This window comes from Neisseria sp. HMSC070H10 (assembly GCF_001837635.1).
In the GTDB taxonomy this organism is placed as follows: Bacteria; Pseudomonadota; Gammaproteobacteria; order Burkholderiales; family Neisseriaceae; genus Neisseria; species Neisseria subflava_A.
Genome location: NZ_KV833351.1, coordinates 13,106 through 28,769 on the forward strand (window position 1 = coordinate 13,106; position 15,664 = coordinate 28,769).

Annotated in this window: 16 protein-coding genes; 5 read left to right on the forward strand and 11 right to left on the reverse strand. The window is 46.4% G+C overall.

Features of this window, described 5'->3' with window-relative positions; translation table 11 throughout:
- Positions 1–4: 4 nt before the first annotated feature.
- The 11 genes from virB10 to HMPREF2606_RS00835 form a co-directional block, all read right to left on the reverse strand.
- Positions 5–1,327 carry a type IV secretion system protein VirB10 gene (gene virB10 / locus HMPREF2606_RS00785; RefSeq protein ID WP_070843151.1) on the reverse strand — a complete coding sequence of 441 codons (1,323 nt, stop codon included), beginning with the start codon at positions 1,325–1,327 and terminating at the stop codon, positions 5–7.
- Complete coding sequence (gene virB9 / locus HMPREF2606_RS00790; protein ID WP_070843155.1) at positions 1,324–2,157, reverse strand: P-type conjugative transfer protein VirB9; 834 nt, start codon at positions 2,155–2,157, stop codon at positions 1,324–1,326. The genes virB10 and virB9 overlap by 4 nt, the downstream gene beginning before the upstream one ends.
- A gap of 27 nt (positions 2,158–2,184) precedes the next feature.
- Positions 2,185–2,889: a VirB8 family type IV secretion system protein gene (locus HMPREF2606_RS00795; RefSeq protein ID WP_114139676.1), complete on the reverse strand. Its 705-nt coding sequence runs from the start codon at positions 2,887–2,889 to the stop codon at positions 2,185–2,187.
- A gap of 192 nt (positions 2,890–3,081) precedes the next feature.
- Positions 3,082–3,576 (reverse strand): hypothetical protein, encoded by a 495-nt coding sequence (locus HMPREF2606_RS00800; RefSeq protein WP_070843152.1) that lies wholly within the window; start codon positions 3,574–3,576, stop codon positions 3,082–3,084.
- Positions 3,577–3,594: 18 nt separating this feature from the next.
- A complete protein-coding gene (locus tag HMPREF2606_RS00805; protein ID WP_128582986.1) occupies positions 3,595–3,786 on the reverse strand; it encodes a hypothetical protein in 192 nt (63 codons plus the stop codon).
- Positions 3,787–3,808: 22 nt separating this feature from the next.
- A complete protein-coding gene (locus HMPREF2606_RS00810; RefSeq protein ID WP_049323728.1) occupies positions 3,809–4,723 on the reverse strand; it encodes a TrbL/VirB6 family protein in 915 nt (304 codons plus the stop codon).
- A 62-nt stretch (positions 4,724–4,785) separates the two neighbouring features.
- Positions 4,786–5,394 (reverse strand): TrbJ/VirB5 family protein, encoded by a 609-nt coding sequence (locus HMPREF2606_RS00815; RefSeq protein WP_168167215.1) that lies wholly within the window; start codon positions 5,392–5,394, stop codon positions 4,786–4,788.
- 146 nt (positions 5,395–5,540) lie between these two features.
- On the reverse strand, positions 5,541–7,955 hold the full coding sequence (locus HMPREF2606_RS00820) for a VirB4 family type IV secretion/conjugal transfer ATPase (RefSeq protein ID WP_070843153.1): 2,415 nt from the start codon (positions 7,953–7,955) through the stop codon (positions 5,541–5,543).
- Complete coding sequence (locus tag HMPREF2606_RS00825; RefSeq protein ID WP_070814692.1) at positions 7,855–8,289, reverse strand: VirB3 family type IV secretion system protein; 435 nt, start codon at positions 8,287–8,289, stop codon at positions 7,855–7,857. The genes HMPREF2606_RS00820 and HMPREF2606_RS00825 overlap by 101 nt, the downstream gene beginning before the upstream one ends.
- A gap of 9 nt (positions 8,290–8,298) precedes the next feature.
- Positions 8,299–8,613: a hypothetical protein gene (locus HMPREF2606_RS00830; RefSeq protein WP_070814693.1), complete on the reverse strand. Its 315-nt coding sequence runs from the start codon at positions 8,611–8,613 to the stop codon at positions 8,299–8,301.
- A 64-nt stretch (positions 8,614–8,677) separates the two neighbouring features.
- Entirely contained in the window at positions 8,678–9,319 is a 642-nt protein-coding gene (locus HMPREF2606_RS00835; protein ID WP_070843154.1) for a lytic transglycosylase domain-containing protein, read from the reverse strand.
- Positions 9,320–9,865: 546 nt separating this feature from the next.
- Here HMPREF2606_RS00835 and aldA point away from each other — a divergent pair.
- The 5 genes from aldA (at position 9,866) to HMPREF2606_RS00855 (ending at position 15,613) form a co-directional block, all read left to right on the forward strand.
- On the forward strand, positions 9,866–11,308 hold the full coding sequence (gene aldA, locus HMPREF2606_RS00840; protein WP_070712191.1) for an aldehyde dehydrogenase: 1,443 nt from the start codon (positions 9,866–9,868) through the stop codon (positions 11,306–11,308).
- Between the two features lie 129 nt (positions 11,309–11,437).
- The gene (locus HMPREF2606_RS00845) at positions 11,438–12,013 is read left to right on the forward strand and encodes a hypothetical protein (protein ID WP_070583800.1); all 576 of its coding nucleotides are present in this window, start codon (positions 11,438–11,440) and stop codon (positions 12,011–12,013) included.
- A gap of 71 nt (positions 12,014–12,084) precedes the next feature.
- Positions 12,085–12,216, forward strand: coding sequence for a hypothetical protein (locus HMPREF2606_RS10500; protein WP_283120566.1), 132 nt, complete (start codon positions 12,085–12,087; stop codon positions 12,214–12,216).
- A gap of 198 nt (positions 12,217–12,414) precedes the next feature.
- A complete protein-coding gene (gene lysS, locus HMPREF2606_RS00850) occupies positions 12,415–13,926 on the forward strand; it encodes a lysine--tRNA ligase (RefSeq protein ID WP_049323415.1) in 1,512 nt (503 codons plus the stop codon).
- 262 nt (positions 13,927–14,188) lie between these two features.
- A complete protein-coding gene (locus tag HMPREF2606_RS00855; RefSeq protein WP_070712189.1) occupies positions 14,189–15,613 on the forward strand; it encodes an alanine/glycine:cation symporter family protein in 1,425 nt (474 codons plus the stop codon).
- The last annotated feature ends 51 nt before the right edge of the window (positions 15,614–15,664 follow it).

Consider the following 15,664-nt stretch of genomic DNA (forward strand, 5'->3'; position numbering starts at 1 on the left):
TGAATCAGTATCCGTAAGGATTAACCAACTCATATACTTTGCTGAAATCAACATCCCGGGCAACCATGATGTTAATCAGTGAGCCCTGATTAATCGTACCGGTTGGCGGAATATTGATACTGTTTTTCAAGGCTTCGGTTGCCATCTGTTGCGCGGCCTCGCTCGTATTTTCATACGAGATGTGATTATTATTGCCCGAAGTTCGGTTTTGGCGATTACCAACAGCATCACCAATATCACCAATCAAGCTAATCATAATAGAACCGCCGAAACGTTTCCAAAAATGGTATTTAACATAAGCAGCATGACCACTTTCACCCAAAGCCCCTGCACCTGGACTCGCTAGTGGCACTTTTACGCCAGTCGGCGTTTCCAGCTCATTCCATAACACGAAGACTCGTGCTTGTCCTTGCAACAAGGCGGAAGTTTGTTCACCGATGATTTTACTGCCACGTTCGATCAGAAGGGTTTGTCCATTAGCGGAATATACATCTTTCGATACGATACACTGGGTAAATCCAGGCTGGGTTGTTACGATCTTGGTATCCAATCCGCAAGGGATATTCGTTCCTTTGGCCAGCAGATATGTCAAATCCCCACGTTGTTGTGCTTGGGCTGAAGCCGTTACAGTCGCATTCAGTCGCGAACCAAAACTGCCCCCACCTCCCTGTGTAGCACCACCTCCATCCTCACCCCCAAAGAAACTTGGAGGGCTACCTGTATTCAGTTGTGCGCTACTTTCAGATGAAGTGCTGCCCAAGTCAGAGATACTACTATCGAACTTAACTAAAACATTACCACTCATTTTGCGGTCTTTAGGGGTTTGAGAAGGCGTAGTTTCAGATGGTGTGGCTTGAACAGTGCTATCGTAGGGTACTTGCTCCACCGGTTGAACAGTGGGTTGAACTGCACCCGTTTGGACTTGTGAAGCCACTTCCGGTTGAGGCTCGGAAGCACCCTCATCCGGAACGGGATCTGAAGCGGCTTGTTGATCCATCAGAGCAATTTCCGCTTTATCCTGGGCAAAGTTTTTACTCCCTGTTACTTCAGGAGCAGAAGCAATCTTTGGTTGAGAATCTTCCGCTTCTTCATCCCCACCCGTCATCCCGATCAGTCCCGATACGATGACACCTACCGCAAGAATGCCTACTCCTGCAAAAGCGACCTTACGCATATTATTAGGTGTAGCAGTATTTAGATTCAATGGTATGCCGGGTTCGATTTTATCGTTCTGAACAGATTGGGATAGGGCTTCAGGCTTTGTAAAATCACCGTTTTCTACGGTATTAGGCTTAGTTTTTCGTTTGAATTTGTCGAAGAATTTCATCTGCCTTCCTTCTCTCTGCTAATACGGACAAAATCATGATTGCCGGTGCCGGTTCGATTAAACGTGCCTTGTTCATCGAAGCTACGATTTTCCAAACCAAGCACAGATTTTCCGAGGCGCAAAACAAAATGTTTTGCAGTTTCATGGATTACCACGGTATCGCCCTCCACATGGCTGTTAAGCAACATTTCTGTACCGTCAGCCATAACTTTGTAAATCAGTGGCAGTTCTCGACCGTTATCAAAGCTGAAATAAGTAAAGCGGCCATTATCGTAGGCCACTGTCGGTGCTAGTGCTTTATTGCCCTTACCCCAATAGTTGTAATTGTGCTGAACACTGGATCGATGCCTTGTTCCTTTGATTTTTTCCAAAGCCTTAGCCTGTTTCTGAGCTTCGGCACGCGCTTTATATTCCGCAGTATCAGGATAGACAAATCGAAGTAAATAAGTCGGCTTTTGAACATATTTGCCATTTTTCTTGCCGGTTAGCGACAAATCGAAGGCATATGTTCGTTTTTTGTTAGTTGTAATCAACATATTTGTGGCTGGAGCGGAAGCAACCGGCTTCATATAGAGATTGTTACCTCGAACTGCCAAATTCCAGGCTTCTGTATCACCCATACCCAAGCCGCTTGTATCACCAGTCAGCAATTCACCATCTTCAAGTTGGATTAAAACAGCTTCTCCAATACGAGCATGAACATGAATAACATCATCGGGATTGTACACAACGGTTTGGATGCGGCCGTCTTTAGCCGACCCTTTGGGAACAGATACCGCTCCGGATACAGCAGGTAAAAGTCCCATCAGCAGTAATGCTGTCAGTTTCATTTTTACATTCATCGTTAACCCTTTCTGTTATGGCGCAGTTTCCGGATCGACGCGATAACTTTTGACAATAAAGCCCAATGGATTGATACGGCGGGCTTCCTCACTCATAGGCTGGTTCGCATATTCGTAGCCGATAGTTGCGATCATGTTTTGAACAGGAATTTCCTGATTTAAATCTCCCGAAATCGGTACCATACGTTTTTCAAAACGGACTTGCGCTGTACTACCAATAAAAGTCACGGCTTTTACTTTGGCGACTACCTTGTATTGGTTTTTTAATACCTTATGCGGAGCTTGCGGATTGTCGTTATAGATTTTTGAAAATGCTGCCTGAATCTCAGGGGAACTCATCAACATAACCGCATCGTAGTTATCCTGAATTGTTACCCAGTCATAGCTTTCACGAAGTTGGACGTAACGTGTCAACCAGTGTTTATCCATAACTTCGCCGTAGGATTGTTCCTGATTTTTCATCATCGTTACGATTTCCGTTTGCCCGGTGTTGTTATCGACCTTGATTACATAAGGCCGTGTCTCTTTTAAAGGTGTCAGACCTGCTACTGCTCCAACTGCCAAGCCTGTGATCAAGAGACACGCACCACTGATGCGCCATGCAATTTTTGCTGATTTATGAACACGCACAATTTCTGCGCTTTCAAAACCTTTTGCAGCATTAATAAACTCAATAGCCATTTTGTTATTGCTGGCTTTTTGTGAATTGTCAGGCATCATTTATCCTCTTGCTTGAATAGTTGAATTAATCGGAAAAGGCGTACCGTGAGGTTGAGGAGGCTTTTTTCCGGAACATGCACAAAGTGCGATAGAAAGGGAGAGAAGAAGGATGGTTTTCACGGGGATTTCCTTGATTTATGAATCGATAAGCCCAAAAAAAACACCCCGATTGGGGTGTTCTTCTCAGATAGATTAATAGGTTGTTGCGTGATATTGCGTTTTTTGAATATTGAAACGATTATCATCGGTTAGAGAAAGAGTTGTACGAAAGTTGTCAATTTTGACTTTCTCTTTAGGAGGTATGTGGATGTCGGTTGATACTGCCGACACATAATATCCCTGTTTGTCATAAATAGGAACGGACACATTAACCACAATCAGACGATTGGTTTTGTTTAAAGCCTCACCAGTAAAGGTTATATCTGCCTGTGGAATCGCCCCCTTATAACTGCCACCTCTTTGAACAACAAGCATTTTCAAGTTTTTTAATTCGTATTGAGCTGTCGATTTACTGCCTAAAGACAAAGTGCCTTTAGCTTGCCCTGCTCCCGAACCGGCCATACCTGAATTAATACCCGCCAAAGTACCGTTGATGGCACTGAGGCCGTCAGTCAGTTCAGCACAGGCACTCAAGCCCAAACTCAGGGCTGTTATAGCAGTAAATTTAGTAACCTTGCGATAATCCATATTTAAACCCTTAGAGTATTAATCATCAAAACGAACCGGTACTGGTCGGTCAAGCAGTTTAAAAAATAATCCAAAAATCGATAAACCGATACATAGCCCGGCTAATCTGGCCAAAGAACTTTCCATCAAGTTGCCGAACATACCGATAAACATCAATGTGCCCACAGAAAGCAACAACATCCACCAAAGCATTTTAGTTACGAAAGTCATGATCATATTCTCCTAAATTGGATTATTTCGGTTTGACTTTCCCGCCACCGGGAAGTTTCACACCTTTTGCCCATCTTGCCACAGACATAACGGTTCGACTGAAACCGTTTACAGATGCCCCACCCGTTAAAGCAGAAGAAATCGAAGGAATACTCCAGGCAACCAAAATAAAAATTGTTGTTGATAGGAAAAAGAGCGGAATCAAGCCGACTACCTGAGCAACTGATCCGATCTCTCCAACTACTGCTCTTTCTAATTGGTTCTTGAAAAAATCATTCTGCAATGCACCTAGAATAACGTAAAACACTACTGTAACTGAGTAATTAAGGATTTGTCCTATCCAATTCATGCCCCACTGCCGTGTTGCAGGAAACAACATTGAACCTATAAACATAGGTCCGATGACGATTACCATCGCCAATGATAGTTTGGCAATTAGGTAATAAGCAAATGTAATGAGAAAGAACAAATAAGCCAATATAACAGCAACCGTACCACCAATATAAAGCATCAGCTTATCTGATACTTGTAGCATATCCAAAGAAGAGGCATACGCAAAAATATTCTCCATCATCTTTAAGATATTGTTGCTTTGGGTATCCAACGCGCTTGCAGTATAGGTTGAAGTCCCCAACAATCCACTCAGATTTTCAGGCAACATCCACATGATATTGGCGAGTTTCTGATACTGACTGGAATTGAACGCAAAAGCGATAATCAGCAACCAGCCGATCATGCGCTTACCCAAATCCACGACATTTTCATCAAACCCCCGTTTGTAATAGTCAAACGCGATCAACAGGATATAAATCCCAAAGCCGATTTGAAAAACCGGAGCAATACCGCTGATCATGTTGTTTGATTTTTGGAACAGATTAGTTCCCATACCGTTTAGTAGAAAGTTGGCGAGTTCGGAAAAATAAGAAGTTGTTTCCATAATTTGCCCTATTTTTTTTAGTGCTGCATTCGCTTACTCCCGAATGCAGCACGATAAAGCTACTACTGATTGCAGACCGCATAGTTGCGATCACGGATATGACGTGCCATACATTCTTCACGGGAAGCATACTGGCGCTGTTCGATTTCTTGTTGTCGTTTATACAACCGATCGAGCATATCCAGCTTGGTTTGATTGTTGGCGATTTTTGCCTGTTCCACAGAAATACGGTTTTGCAGGTCAGTAGCGGCTTTGATGTCTTGTGTATTGTTGACTTCGTCCATCAAGCGCGACAGAGATTTAAGTTGTGTCTCCATCGAGTTAAAGACTTTTTCCATCTCCTTCATGTTATGCACAGCCATTCGTTGCGCCGTTTCAGGGTTATAAGCCTTACTATTAATTACAGACTTATAGTCGATATTTTTTGCGCCTTTATAAATCTCGCTCCACTCGGACGGAATTTGGTCTTTGAGCGTATCCTTCAAAAGATTGCCCATATTGCGCGAACCTGTCATCGCTTTAAACTGTTTAACCTGTTGTTCGTACTGCTGTTTCATTTGTGCGAGTTGCTTAGCCATCTCCATCATCTGCTGAATGAAGTTTTGGGCGCGTTGAGCTGCTGCTGCACCATCAACTACCGGAATACCACTAGCTGTAACTGCCAAAGGCATAGCTGCTAAACTCGTAACAAGAAGAGCCATAGCGGATAATTTCTTCAGATTCAATTTCATCATAAGTTCCTTGTTGAAAGCCGCATCAAGCGGCAAAAAAAAAGGCCGTTTGAAATTCAAACAGCCTTCGTTAAATTAAAAGAATATTATGCGGCTCGCGCATTTTTCTTCTCTGCACGGCGTTCTCGCAGGGTTTCAAGAAATGGGCGATACCAAACATCCAGATTTTCACTGCCAACATCTTCCATAATTTGATGCAACAACTCAACGTTATCAGATGAACCTGACAGAAAAGGCATTTCATCATGAAAACCGTACAAATCCAGCATGGCAAATGCCGACTGTTTCGACTGCTTAACCAAGAATGTGCGACTTTCCAGCGAGAGTTTGGAAAGTTCCTCAAACTCTTTTAGCGTCAGGCCACAACGTTCATAGCTGTTTTCAAATTCGGCATCAGGATTCGGCAGAAAGATTTTAGTTGGCGTTTGTTGCACAATCGCCGGGAAAATAGGACAAGAAATCGCATCTTCCGGTGATTGCGACACCAAAATCAACCAGCCGCCGCGTTTACGGTCGGTTTTCAGAATTTTGAGCATGATGTCCTGCAATGCCTCAAAACGTGCCGCATACCAAAATTCTTCAATGATGGAAGCGAGAATGCCGTCTTCTTTAGCAACTTTGTCCATCATGATATTTCTCAGGTGGAACATATACGCTAAAACCGGAGCGGTCGGCGGATAGTCGTCCTTCAGAATATCGGTAAGGTCAAAGCCGACACGGAAGAACTGTTCGGCATCAAACAGGTTCGTTGGGTTGTCCAAGCACCATGCGAACCGTCCGCCTTCACTTTCGCACCATTTGGACAGGCGCATACGCAGTGAGTTGGGATCTGGAACGACAGGAATACTTTGTAACAGATGGCTGAAACGACGGTGTTCGTAATCCATGCTAAACATCGTATCGACAGCGGCCTGAATCTCTTTTTCTTCCGTAGCCGTCAGTTTGCCGTTTTCGTCTGCGCCGCACATACCAACCAAGCTGTACAGGAATTCACGGTTTGCCGGCGTATCGGGCAGTTGAAAAGGGTTTAACCCGGTCGAAACCCCCGCTTCCAACGCAAAATACGAGCCGCCAATGGCACGGATGAATATCTCCATGCCCCGGTCTAAGTCCATCACGAACATATAAGGGTTGAAGCGTTCTGTGAACGCCATCATAGATGTTTGCAAAGTGGTTTTACCCGTACCGGTTGCACCCAACATCAGTGTGTGTCCGGCGATTTTCTCACCAAGGTTGTCCTCCTTCAGATTTGAAAAATGGAAGTTGAAGTCGTAAATCGTTTTGGACGTGGTTTGCAGCGGCATAATTGCCGAACCATCGCCAATCGGATTACCCTGTTTTTTACCGTGCGAGTAGTTGTGTATGCCGAAGGTTGTCGCAAAGTTTGTTGTCGTTTTCGGGTAAGAGCGGGGCTTTTCCTTGCTGCCCGGCACTTGGCTGAAAAACGTCGCCGGAGCGGACAGCCCAGCCTTGGTAAAGCGGTAGCCACCCGCATTCAGGAATGTGGAATAAGCACGCGCACCGTTTGCCGCCGCCTCTTCCGCCGTCTTACCGTACACGACCAACGCCGCATGATAGTCGCCGAACATCAATTCGCCCGAAACGAGTAAACCCTGACCTTGTTCCAACTCTTTCTGCTGCTCCGTTGCCTTGTCGTTGACCGATGTCAGATTGTTCAACTGTTTCTTAATTTCGCCCTGCATATCATACGGATTGATGAACACAAGGCTTTGAGTGAATGTAAACTCACAAGGCAAGCGCAAGATTGATGTCAAGATTTTAGGTTTACTAATCCCAAAGTCTTTCAGATCGAACATTTGTGCAAACTTACGAGTCCCGTTTTGGGAACGAATTTCGCACAAATCCGAGCCAAAATGCAGATTAGCTCCTGGAATAGTCTGATAAGCATCAACGAAAGACAAAGGAATCTCTTCCCGTGTTCCATTAATTAGGCTACCAAAAAACGAGTACACCTCCGAGAAGGCAACACCGTTTTCATTCTTATAGGCAGTCAAAAGATACGGATCGTATGGTTCGAGTGAACGCATCAGAATCTGAATTTGCTCCTCTGCTTCTTTAATACCTGCTTCCAAATAGTCGTTCTTAATCAAAACTGTCAGATGGAATACGTTTTCAAAATAATCCGCTTCCTGAAAGCGTTTCAGATACTTGTCAGCAAACTGCTGACAGAAAGCCGTCTGAAACTTGTACTCACGGTCAAAGACAATCTTTTGGCGTTGCAGCGTTCCCCACACCGCCAAACGGTTGCCCAAGGTTTTGCCCATACCGGCGAGCAGGTTGCGTAACGATACAAACTGCGTGAACAGGTGCTTGTCGTCCACACCGTCAAACGGCAGGCCTTCCATGCGGATAACGAAGGCGAGATGTCCAGTTTTGTAATTAACGATGTTGTTTGTAACGTGTTGGCAGATTTTCGGTAGAAAATCCGACTGTGCCGGTTGCGCTTTCAGAGCATTGCTCAAAAAATCGCTGATAATCACTTTGTTGTCTCCCAAATTTAGTGGCGAGAATGGTGTTCGTGCCGTTGAACAGCCTGGTATTACGGCGGCGCAGGAAGTATTTTGTTTCCAAGCGGTAGATGTTTAAGGCTTGGTCGTCATTGGCACAAATTGTCCGTAAAAAGGCCAAAAACGGCACGGGCAAGAGTAAAAACAATAAAGCCCGCCAGCCGAGGAAATACATCATCGGCAAAGTTACCCCCATACTAATAAAAATACTGGTGGCAACAGCCTCAAGGGGAATGCCGAACATCATTGCCCGACGGTTCAGTCCGTTAAAGGTATGCTGTTCGGTGTGGATATTTTCCTTTTCCATCTGTGTTCCTCAGAATGAAACCGAACCGCCTTTGGTAAACAGATAAGTAGCAAAGGCAATAGATGCACCTGCACCAACCACATACAAACTGAGTTCTAAAAAATCACCCCATGTTTTTCGACCACTTTTTGCTTGTAGAAAAAACCAAAGCATGGTTATACCGCAAATCGTGCCGACAAGAACATAGATGCCTTGGCGGACTTTCACCGCAATATTATTGACATCATTAAACCCGTCTGCCAACGTCATTTGTGCAATTGTCAATAAAGCAACCGCAGCGATAGTTTGGGGATTGGCTACAATTTTTTTGATGTTGTTCATCATTATTTCCTTTTTAAAAGACAAAAAAAAACCGCATTTAGCGGTGATAAGAATTGCCCGAAGGCAGTTAAAACTCTTTAAATACATCCCATTCCGCGTATCGTTTGACGGGTGTTTGGGCTGCTACTTTTACTATGTTTTCAGACGAGCTGTCAGATCGGACAACAGCAGGTATAGGCTTCGGTTTAAAAGGCTGAACAGGGTGTGAAGCCAAAACTGTACGATTGCCGCTCAATCGTGCGTAACGTTCTTTCACGTTGCGGACGTAGTGCTGCGTTTCCCGATAAGGCGGAATGCCACCATATTTCCTGACAGCTCCCTCACCGGCGTTATACCCAGCCAGTACCAAATCAATATTGCAACCATGTGGGCTGGATTTATCAGGAAAGTGGTTACATAAAAAACGCAGGTAGCGTGTACCTGCGATGATGTTTTGTTCCGGGTCGTAGAGGTTTTTAGGATTCACCCCCATTCTTGCAGCAGTGGGAGGTATGACCTGTAACAAACCCCGTGCATTCTTATTGGACAGAGCATAACGGTTTCCTGAGCTCTCACGCCCCATAACCGCCCATACAATGTTTTTGTCCAAACGCTGTAATGCTGCATGCTTTTCAACTAATGCAGCGTATTGAGGGTATGGAGTGTCGGCAATCGCTGATGTTTGGTAAAAAGCAAAGAGTGATGTTGTCAGTATCAATATTCTCTTCATGTTTTTTTCACATCCCTTCCTTTATTTATTCTGAAAAGAAAAAACGAAAATCAAAGCAAATTGAGTAAAAATGCTTGGATTTTCGTTCTGTGGTATGTGTCCGGTTTGTGCCGAGATAAGGCAAAATTAAACTGTATCAGACTGAAGGTGCTGGCTTCAACTCTGTTTGGAAACAATTAGTTATATTTTATTATTTGGACTTTTAATCCGTTGGTCGAGCGTTCGAATCGCTCACGACCCACCAAATATGAAAACCTGCTTTTTTTCAAAGCAGGTTTTTTTTATATTCTCCATCAAACCTTTCTTCACTCAATACCTCCCTTATTATCAACATCAAGAATATTCGAGCTTTGTCACAATGCTGTTATAGATGTGACTGAAAGCATCACAAACCTCTTGAATCAATCAAACCCAACTCCTCACCCAACATCTTTTTCTAAAAACTTCCAAATACCTACCATCAACCCACGCTAAATCCTCTTGTATGCCAGACAATTTAGGCATAGACTAAAACTACATCCAACTACAACAACAGGAGAAGGTTTGATGAAACAACTGTCTATGTATATTAACGGCCGCTTTGAAACCGATTTTAACGGCGCATGGCGTGATGTATTGAATCCGGCAACCGAAGAAGTCATCGCACGTGAGCCTAAAGGCGGAAAAGCCGATGTTGATCGTGCCGTTGCTGCGGCCAGAGATGCACAAACTGCATGGGAGCGTTTGCCTGCCGTTGAACGCGGCGCATACCTGCGCAAAATTGCCCAAGGCATCCGCGAACGCGCCGACGAGCTGACCGACACCATTGTCGCCGAAGGCGGCAAAACCAAAGATTTGGCACGCATAGAAGTCATGTTCACTGCCGATTATCTCGACTACCAAGCCGAATGGGCGCGCCGTTATGAAGGTGAAATCATCCAAAGCGACCGCCCGCGCGAAAATATTTTATTGTTCAAACGTCCTTTGGGCGTAATCGCCGGCATTTTGCCGTGGAACTTCCCATTCTTCCTGATCGCCCGCAAAATGGGCCCGGCTTTGGTAACAGGCAATACCATCGTCGTCAAACCAAGCAGCGTTACCCCGATTAACTGCCACATTTTTGCTGAAATCGTTCATGCTTCAGGCTTACCGGCCGGCGTATTCAACGTCGTTAACGGCCCTGGCGCAGAAATCGGCAATGCCTTGGCATCACATCCGCAAGTCGATATGGTCAGCCTGACCGGTTCTGTCGATGCAGGCCGCCAAGTGATGGAAGCAGCCGCCGCCAACATTACCAAAGTCTCACTGGAACTGGGCGGCAAAGCCCCTGCCATCGTTCTGAAAGATGCCGACTTGGATCTGGCCGTCAAATCCATCTTGGCTTCACGCGTGGGCAATACCGGCCAAATCTGTAACTGCGCCGAACGCGTGTATGTCCACAACAGCCTGAAAGACGCGTTTATCGAAAAAATGACCGCCGCCATGAAAGGCGTACGCTACGGCAACCCGGCCGAAGCCGAAGCAGGCGCGCTGGAAATGGGTCCGCTGATTGAAGAGCGCGCTGTCAAAGCCGTTGCTGAAAAAGTGGAACGCGCCGTCAAACAAGGTGCGACACTGGTCTGCGGCGGCAAACGCGCCGAAGGACGCGGCTATTTCTTCGAGCCGACCCTGCTGACCGATACCGACAACAGCATGGACATCATGAAGGAAGAAACCTTCGGTCCCGTCCTGCCGGTTGCCACTTTCGACACGCTCGATCAAGTCATCGCTTTGGCAAACGACAGCGAATTCGGCCTGACCAGCTCCGTCTATACCACCAATCTGAATGAAGCGTTTTATGTAACCCGCCGCCTGCGTTTCGGCGAGACATACATCAACCGCGAAAACTTTGAAGCCATGCAGGGCTTCCATGCCGGTTGGAAAAAATCAGGTATCGGCGGCGCGGACGGCAAACACGGTTTGGAAGAATATCTGCAAACCCAAGTCGTTTATTTGGAAACCGATATCTAACTGCCCTTCATGAAACAAAAGGCCGTCTGAAGTTGATTTTTCAGGTTAAACTGCACCCAAAAAGTTGCTACTCCAACTAACAAGGTGCAGTTTTTTTATAACTAATTTTTATTAAATAGGAAAGTAACCATGTTGCACAAAATCGGGATAATGAGCGCATTGATCTTGGGTTTTGCCATGCCGGCTACTGCCGAATGTTTGATTCAAAAAGACAGTATCGGAGGAATTAAATTAGGGCAGAACTTAAAGCAGGTAAAACAGAAATTCCCGAAGGCAAAAATGGAAAGAGAAAGCGATGCCGAAGGTGTGGCGTTTGTTGCCATTACGCTATCTAAAGACGTTATGGTTATCGCTTTTCAAGATGGAGACGACGATCCTGATTCTCCTATAAAACTCCATAAAAAAATTAATTTTTTGGAAACCGATTCTCCTACCTGTCACACGGCTTCAGGTGTACACCCGGGCATGAAGATTAAAGATGCAGAAGCCAAGTTGGGCAAAGTCAAAAAAATCATAATGTCGGAAATAGAAGCGCGTGAATATGTAACATTTGCCCGCCAACCTAAACATTTTACATTTGAAGTGGAACGTGGAACAGGGATTTATCCGGGTAAAGGTGGAGCACCGAATCAAACTCGGCGTTACCGTCAAATGGCACGTATTGAAGCAATTTCCGTATCTAAATCCAGAGGTTTTGATAATTGAAGAGCAAGATATTAGACAGAATGAACTACATCCCCAAAGTTGCCCTCCAACTAACAAGGTGCAGTTTTTTTATGTCCCTATATGCATTACACTTCAAATACCAAGACCAATACCACATCTCACGCACCCATCTGCAACGTTGGATAACCGCCTGTCAGGAAAGCGGCATCGGCGCACTCAAACCCTTCAGTCCAAAATCTTGACCGACCACCGCAAAAATCCCTTCATCGCCGACAAGCCGATCACAAAAATACAGTTTTTTGGGGGGCAGTTCAGGTTTCAGACGGCCTTTCTGCCTTTATAGAAAAAAACACCGACATCGCGTAAAATAGAGCCAATTTTTCACTTTATTCAGGCCGTCTGAAAACTCCGGCAGCCTGACTCATTTTCCGGAAAACACCATGAGCGAACAAAACAATCCGCAAATCGAGCCGCAGTTGGATGAAAACCAAATCATCGCCCTGCGCCGCGAGAAACTGCACAACATCCGCAAAGAACGCAACGCCTACCCTAACGATTTCAAACGCGACAGCTTTGCCGCCGACCTGCACACCCAATACGGTGAAATCAGCAAAGAAGAACTCGACCCGCAAGGCATTCCCGTCAAAGTGGCCGGCCGCATGATGCTCAAACGTCAAATGGGCAAAGCCAGCTTCGCCACCATTCAAGACGTTACCGGTCAAATCCAGCTTTATTTGAACAACAAAGGCGTGAGCCAAGAAGTTTTGGACGACTTCAACCACTGGGACTTGGGCGACATCGTCGGTGCGGAAGGTACTTTGTTCAAAACCAACCACGGCGAATTGACCGTGCGCGTATCCAACATCCGCCTGCTATCCAAATCCCTACGCCCTCTGCCGGACAAACATAAAGGCTTGAGCGACCAGGAAACCAAATACCGTCAACGCTACGTCGATTTGATTGCCAACGAAGAATCGCGCAATACGTTTATCAAACGCAGCCAAATCATCCAATCCGTGCGCAATTTCATGGTCAACGAGCATTATTTGGAAGTCGAAACCCCAATGATGCACCCGATTCCAGGCGGCGCAACAGCGAAACCGTTCGTTACCCACCACAATGCCTTGGATATTCCGCTCTATCTGCGCATTGCGCCCGAGCTGTATCTGAAACGCTTGGTTGTCGGCGGCTTGGAACGCGTGTTTGAAATCAACCGCAGCTTCCGTAACGAAGGCATGTCCGTACGCCACAACCCTGAATTCACCATGATCGAATTCTACGAAGCCTTCTCCGACTACGAACGCATGATGCAAATGGCGGAAGACATCATCCGCAACGCTTCCCGCGCAGTAAACGGCACGGCAAAAATCAGCTACAACGGCAAAGAAGTCGATTTGGAAAGCCCGTTTGAACGCCTGACCATTCTCGGCGCCATCAAAAAATACAATCCGCACTACACCGATGAGCAGTTGAACGATGAAGAATGGCTGAAAAAAGAAATTGTCAAACACGGCGAAAGCCTGCCTCCGTCTCCAGGCATCGGCAGCCTGCAACTTGCCCTGTTTGAAGGTTGCGCCGAGGGCAAGCTGTGGAACCCGACTTTCATCATCGATTACCCTGTCGAAGTATCACCATTGGCACGCGCATCCGACAGCAAACCGGGTTTGACCGAACGCTTCGAGCTTTTCGTTGTCGGCCGCGAACTGGCAAACGGCTACTCCGAGTTGAACGATCCGGAAGACCAAGCCGAACGCTTCAAAGCGCAAGTGGCGCAAAAAGACGCTGGCGACGATGAAGCCATGCACTATGATGCCGACTACATCCGCGCCATGGAGTTCGGTTTACCGCCGACCGGCGGCTGCGGCATCGGCATCGACCGCTTGGTAATGCTACTGACCGATTCACAAACCATCCGCGACGTGATTCTGTTCCCGCAAATGCGTCCCGAATAACGCATTGAAATAAAATCAAGGCCGTCTGAAAACAAGACTCTGTTTTCAGACGGCCTTTTTGTTCAAATATGTAAAACGGAAGAGTTTAAATCGATAAATCCTTTACACCATAATAATAAAATTACATGATAATCAAAAAGATAATATAAAAAAGAATATGTAAACGTTTTTCAGTTTGTTGACAGTCTGCTAGAATACATCCAGTTACAGACAGCCTCCACACACAGGCCGTCTGAAAATGCAGAAACTCTGAAAGGTTTGTATGGATCAATTTTTCGAACAGCTTCACGGCTGGATAAACGCCATCAACGACCCAATGTGGTCGGGGTTGGTATATATGCTTTTAGGCGCAGGCCTCTTTTTCACCGTTACCACCGGTTTTGTACAATTCCGCCTCTTCGGCCGCAGTATCAAAGAAATGTTGGGCGGCCGCAAACAAGGTGATGATCCGCACGGAATCACACCATTCCAAGCATTCGTTACCGGCTTGGCCAGCCGCGTAGGCGTGGGCAACATCGCCGGCGTGGCGATTGCCATCAAACTCGGCGGGCCGGGCGCGGTATTCTGGATGTGGGTAACCGCCTTAATCGGCATGAGTTCGGCGTTTGTCGAATCTTCACTGGCCCAACTCTTTAAAGTTCGGGACTACGACAACCACCACTTCCGCGGCGGTCCTGCCTACTACATCACTCAAGGCCTGGGACAAAAATGGCTGGGCGTTTTGTTCGCCCTGAGCCTGATTTTCTGTTTCGGCTTTGTATTTGAAGCCGTACAGACCAATACCATCGCCGATACCACCAAAGCGGCATGGGGCTGGGATCAACACTATGTCGGTGTCGCCCTGGTCATTCTGACTGCCCCTATTATCTTCGGCGGTATCCGTCGCGTATCTAAAGCCGCGGAAATTATCGTTCCGCTGATGGCGGTTTTATATCTCGTCATAGCACTCTTCATCATTGCTACCAATATTTCCCTGATTCCTGACGTGTTCGGTCAGATTTTCTCCAACGCGTTCAACTTCGATTCGGCTGCAGGCGGTTTCCTCGGCGGTCTGATTTCGACCACCATGATGCAGGGTATCAAACGCGGCCTGTATTCCAATGAGGCGGGTATGGGTTCCGCGCCGAATGCCGCCGCCGCTGCCGAAGTGAAACACCCCGTCTCCCAAGGCATGATTCAAATGCTGGGCGTTTTCGTCGATACCATCATCGTCTGCTCATGCACAGCCTTTATCATCTTGACCTATCAGCAGCCTTACGGCGACCTGAGCGGTGCGGCGTTGACGCAGGCGGCGATTGTCAGCCAAGTGGGTCAATGGGGCGCGGGCTTCCTTGCCGTCATCCTGTTTATGTTTGCCTTTTCAACCGTTATCGGTAACTATGCCTATGCCGAGTCCAACGTCCAATTCATCAAGAGCCATTGGCTGGTTACCGCCGTTTTCCGTATGCTGGTTTTGGCATGGGTCTACTTCGGCGCAGTTGCCAACGTACCCTTGGTATGGGATATGGCAGACATGGCAATGGGCATCATGGCATGGATTAACCTCGTCGCCATCCTACTCCTGTCCCCGCTTGCCTTCCTGCTGTTGAAAGACTACACAGCCAAGCTGAAAATGGGTAAAGACCCAGAGTTCAAACTCTCTGAACACCCGGGCTTGAAACGCAAAATCAAATCCGATATCTGGTAAAACCAAAGGCCGTCTGAAATTTCAGACGGCCTGAGACCTTTGCAAAATTCC

What these genes read in the sequence shown, in the direction of transcription:
- virB10 (WP_070843151.1), bottom strand. Translation starts at nt 1,327, where the DNA reads ATGAAATTCTTCGACAAATTCAAACGAAAAACTAAGCCTAATACCGTA.
- virB9 (WP_070843155.1), bottom strand. Translation starts at nt 2,157, where the DNA reads ATGAAACTGACAGCATTACTGCTGATGGGACTTTTACCTGCTGTATCC.
- HMPREF2606_RS00795 (WP_114139676.1), bottom strand. Translation starts at nt 2,889, where the DNA reads ATGATGCCTGACAATTCACAAAAAGCCAGCAATAACAAAATGGCTATT.
- HMPREF2606_RS00800 (WP_070843152.1), bottom strand. Translation starts at nt 3,576, where the DNA reads ATGGATTATCGCAAGGTTACTAAATTTACTGCTATAACAGCCCTGAGT.
- HMPREF2606_RS00805 (WP_128582986.1), bottom strand. Translation starts at nt 3,786, where the DNA reads ATGACTTTCGTAACTAAAATGCTTTGGTGGATGTTGTTGCTTTCTGTG.
- HMPREF2606_RS00810 (WP_049323728.1), bottom strand. Translation starts at nt 4,723, where the DNA reads ATGGAAACAACTTCTTATTTTTCCGAACTCGCCAACTTTCTACTAAAC.
- HMPREF2606_RS00815 (WP_168167215.1), bottom strand. Translation starts at nt 5,394, where the DNA reads ATGCCTTTGGCAGTTACAGCTAGTGGTATTCCGGTAGTTGATGGTGCA.
- HMPREF2606_RS00825 (WP_070814692.1), bottom strand. Translation starts at nt 8,289, where the DNA reads ATGGAAAAGGAAAATATCCACACCGAACAGCATACCTTTAACGGACTG.
- HMPREF2606_RS00830 (WP_070814693.1), bottom strand. Translation starts at nt 8,613, where the DNA reads ATGATGAACAACATCAAAAAAATTGTAGCCAATCCCCAAACTATCGCT.
- HMPREF2606_RS00835 (WP_070843154.1), bottom strand. Translation starts at nt 9,319, where the DNA reads ATGAAGAGAATATTGATACTGACAACATCACTCTTTGCTTTTTACCAA.
- aldA (WP_070712191.1), top strand. Translation starts at nt 9,866, where the DNA reads ATGAAACAACTGTCTATGTATATTAACGGCCGCTTTGAAACCGATTTT.
- HMPREF2606_RS00845 (WP_070583800.1), top strand. Translation starts at nt 11,438, where the DNA reads ATGTTGCACAAAATCGGGATAATGAGCGCATTGATCTTGGGTTTTGCC.
- HMPREF2606_RS10500 (WP_283120566.1), top strand. Translation starts at nt 12,085, where the DNA reads ATGTCCCTATATGCATTACACTTCAAATACCAAGACCAATACCACATC.
- lysS (WP_049323415.1), top strand. Translation starts at nt 12,415, where the DNA reads ATGAGCGAACAAAACAATCCGCAAATCGAGCCGCAGTTGGATGAAAAC.
- HMPREF2606_RS00855 (WP_070712189.1), top strand. Translation starts at nt 14,189, where the DNA reads ATGGATCAATTTTTCGAACAGCTTCACGGCTGGATAAACGCCATCAAC.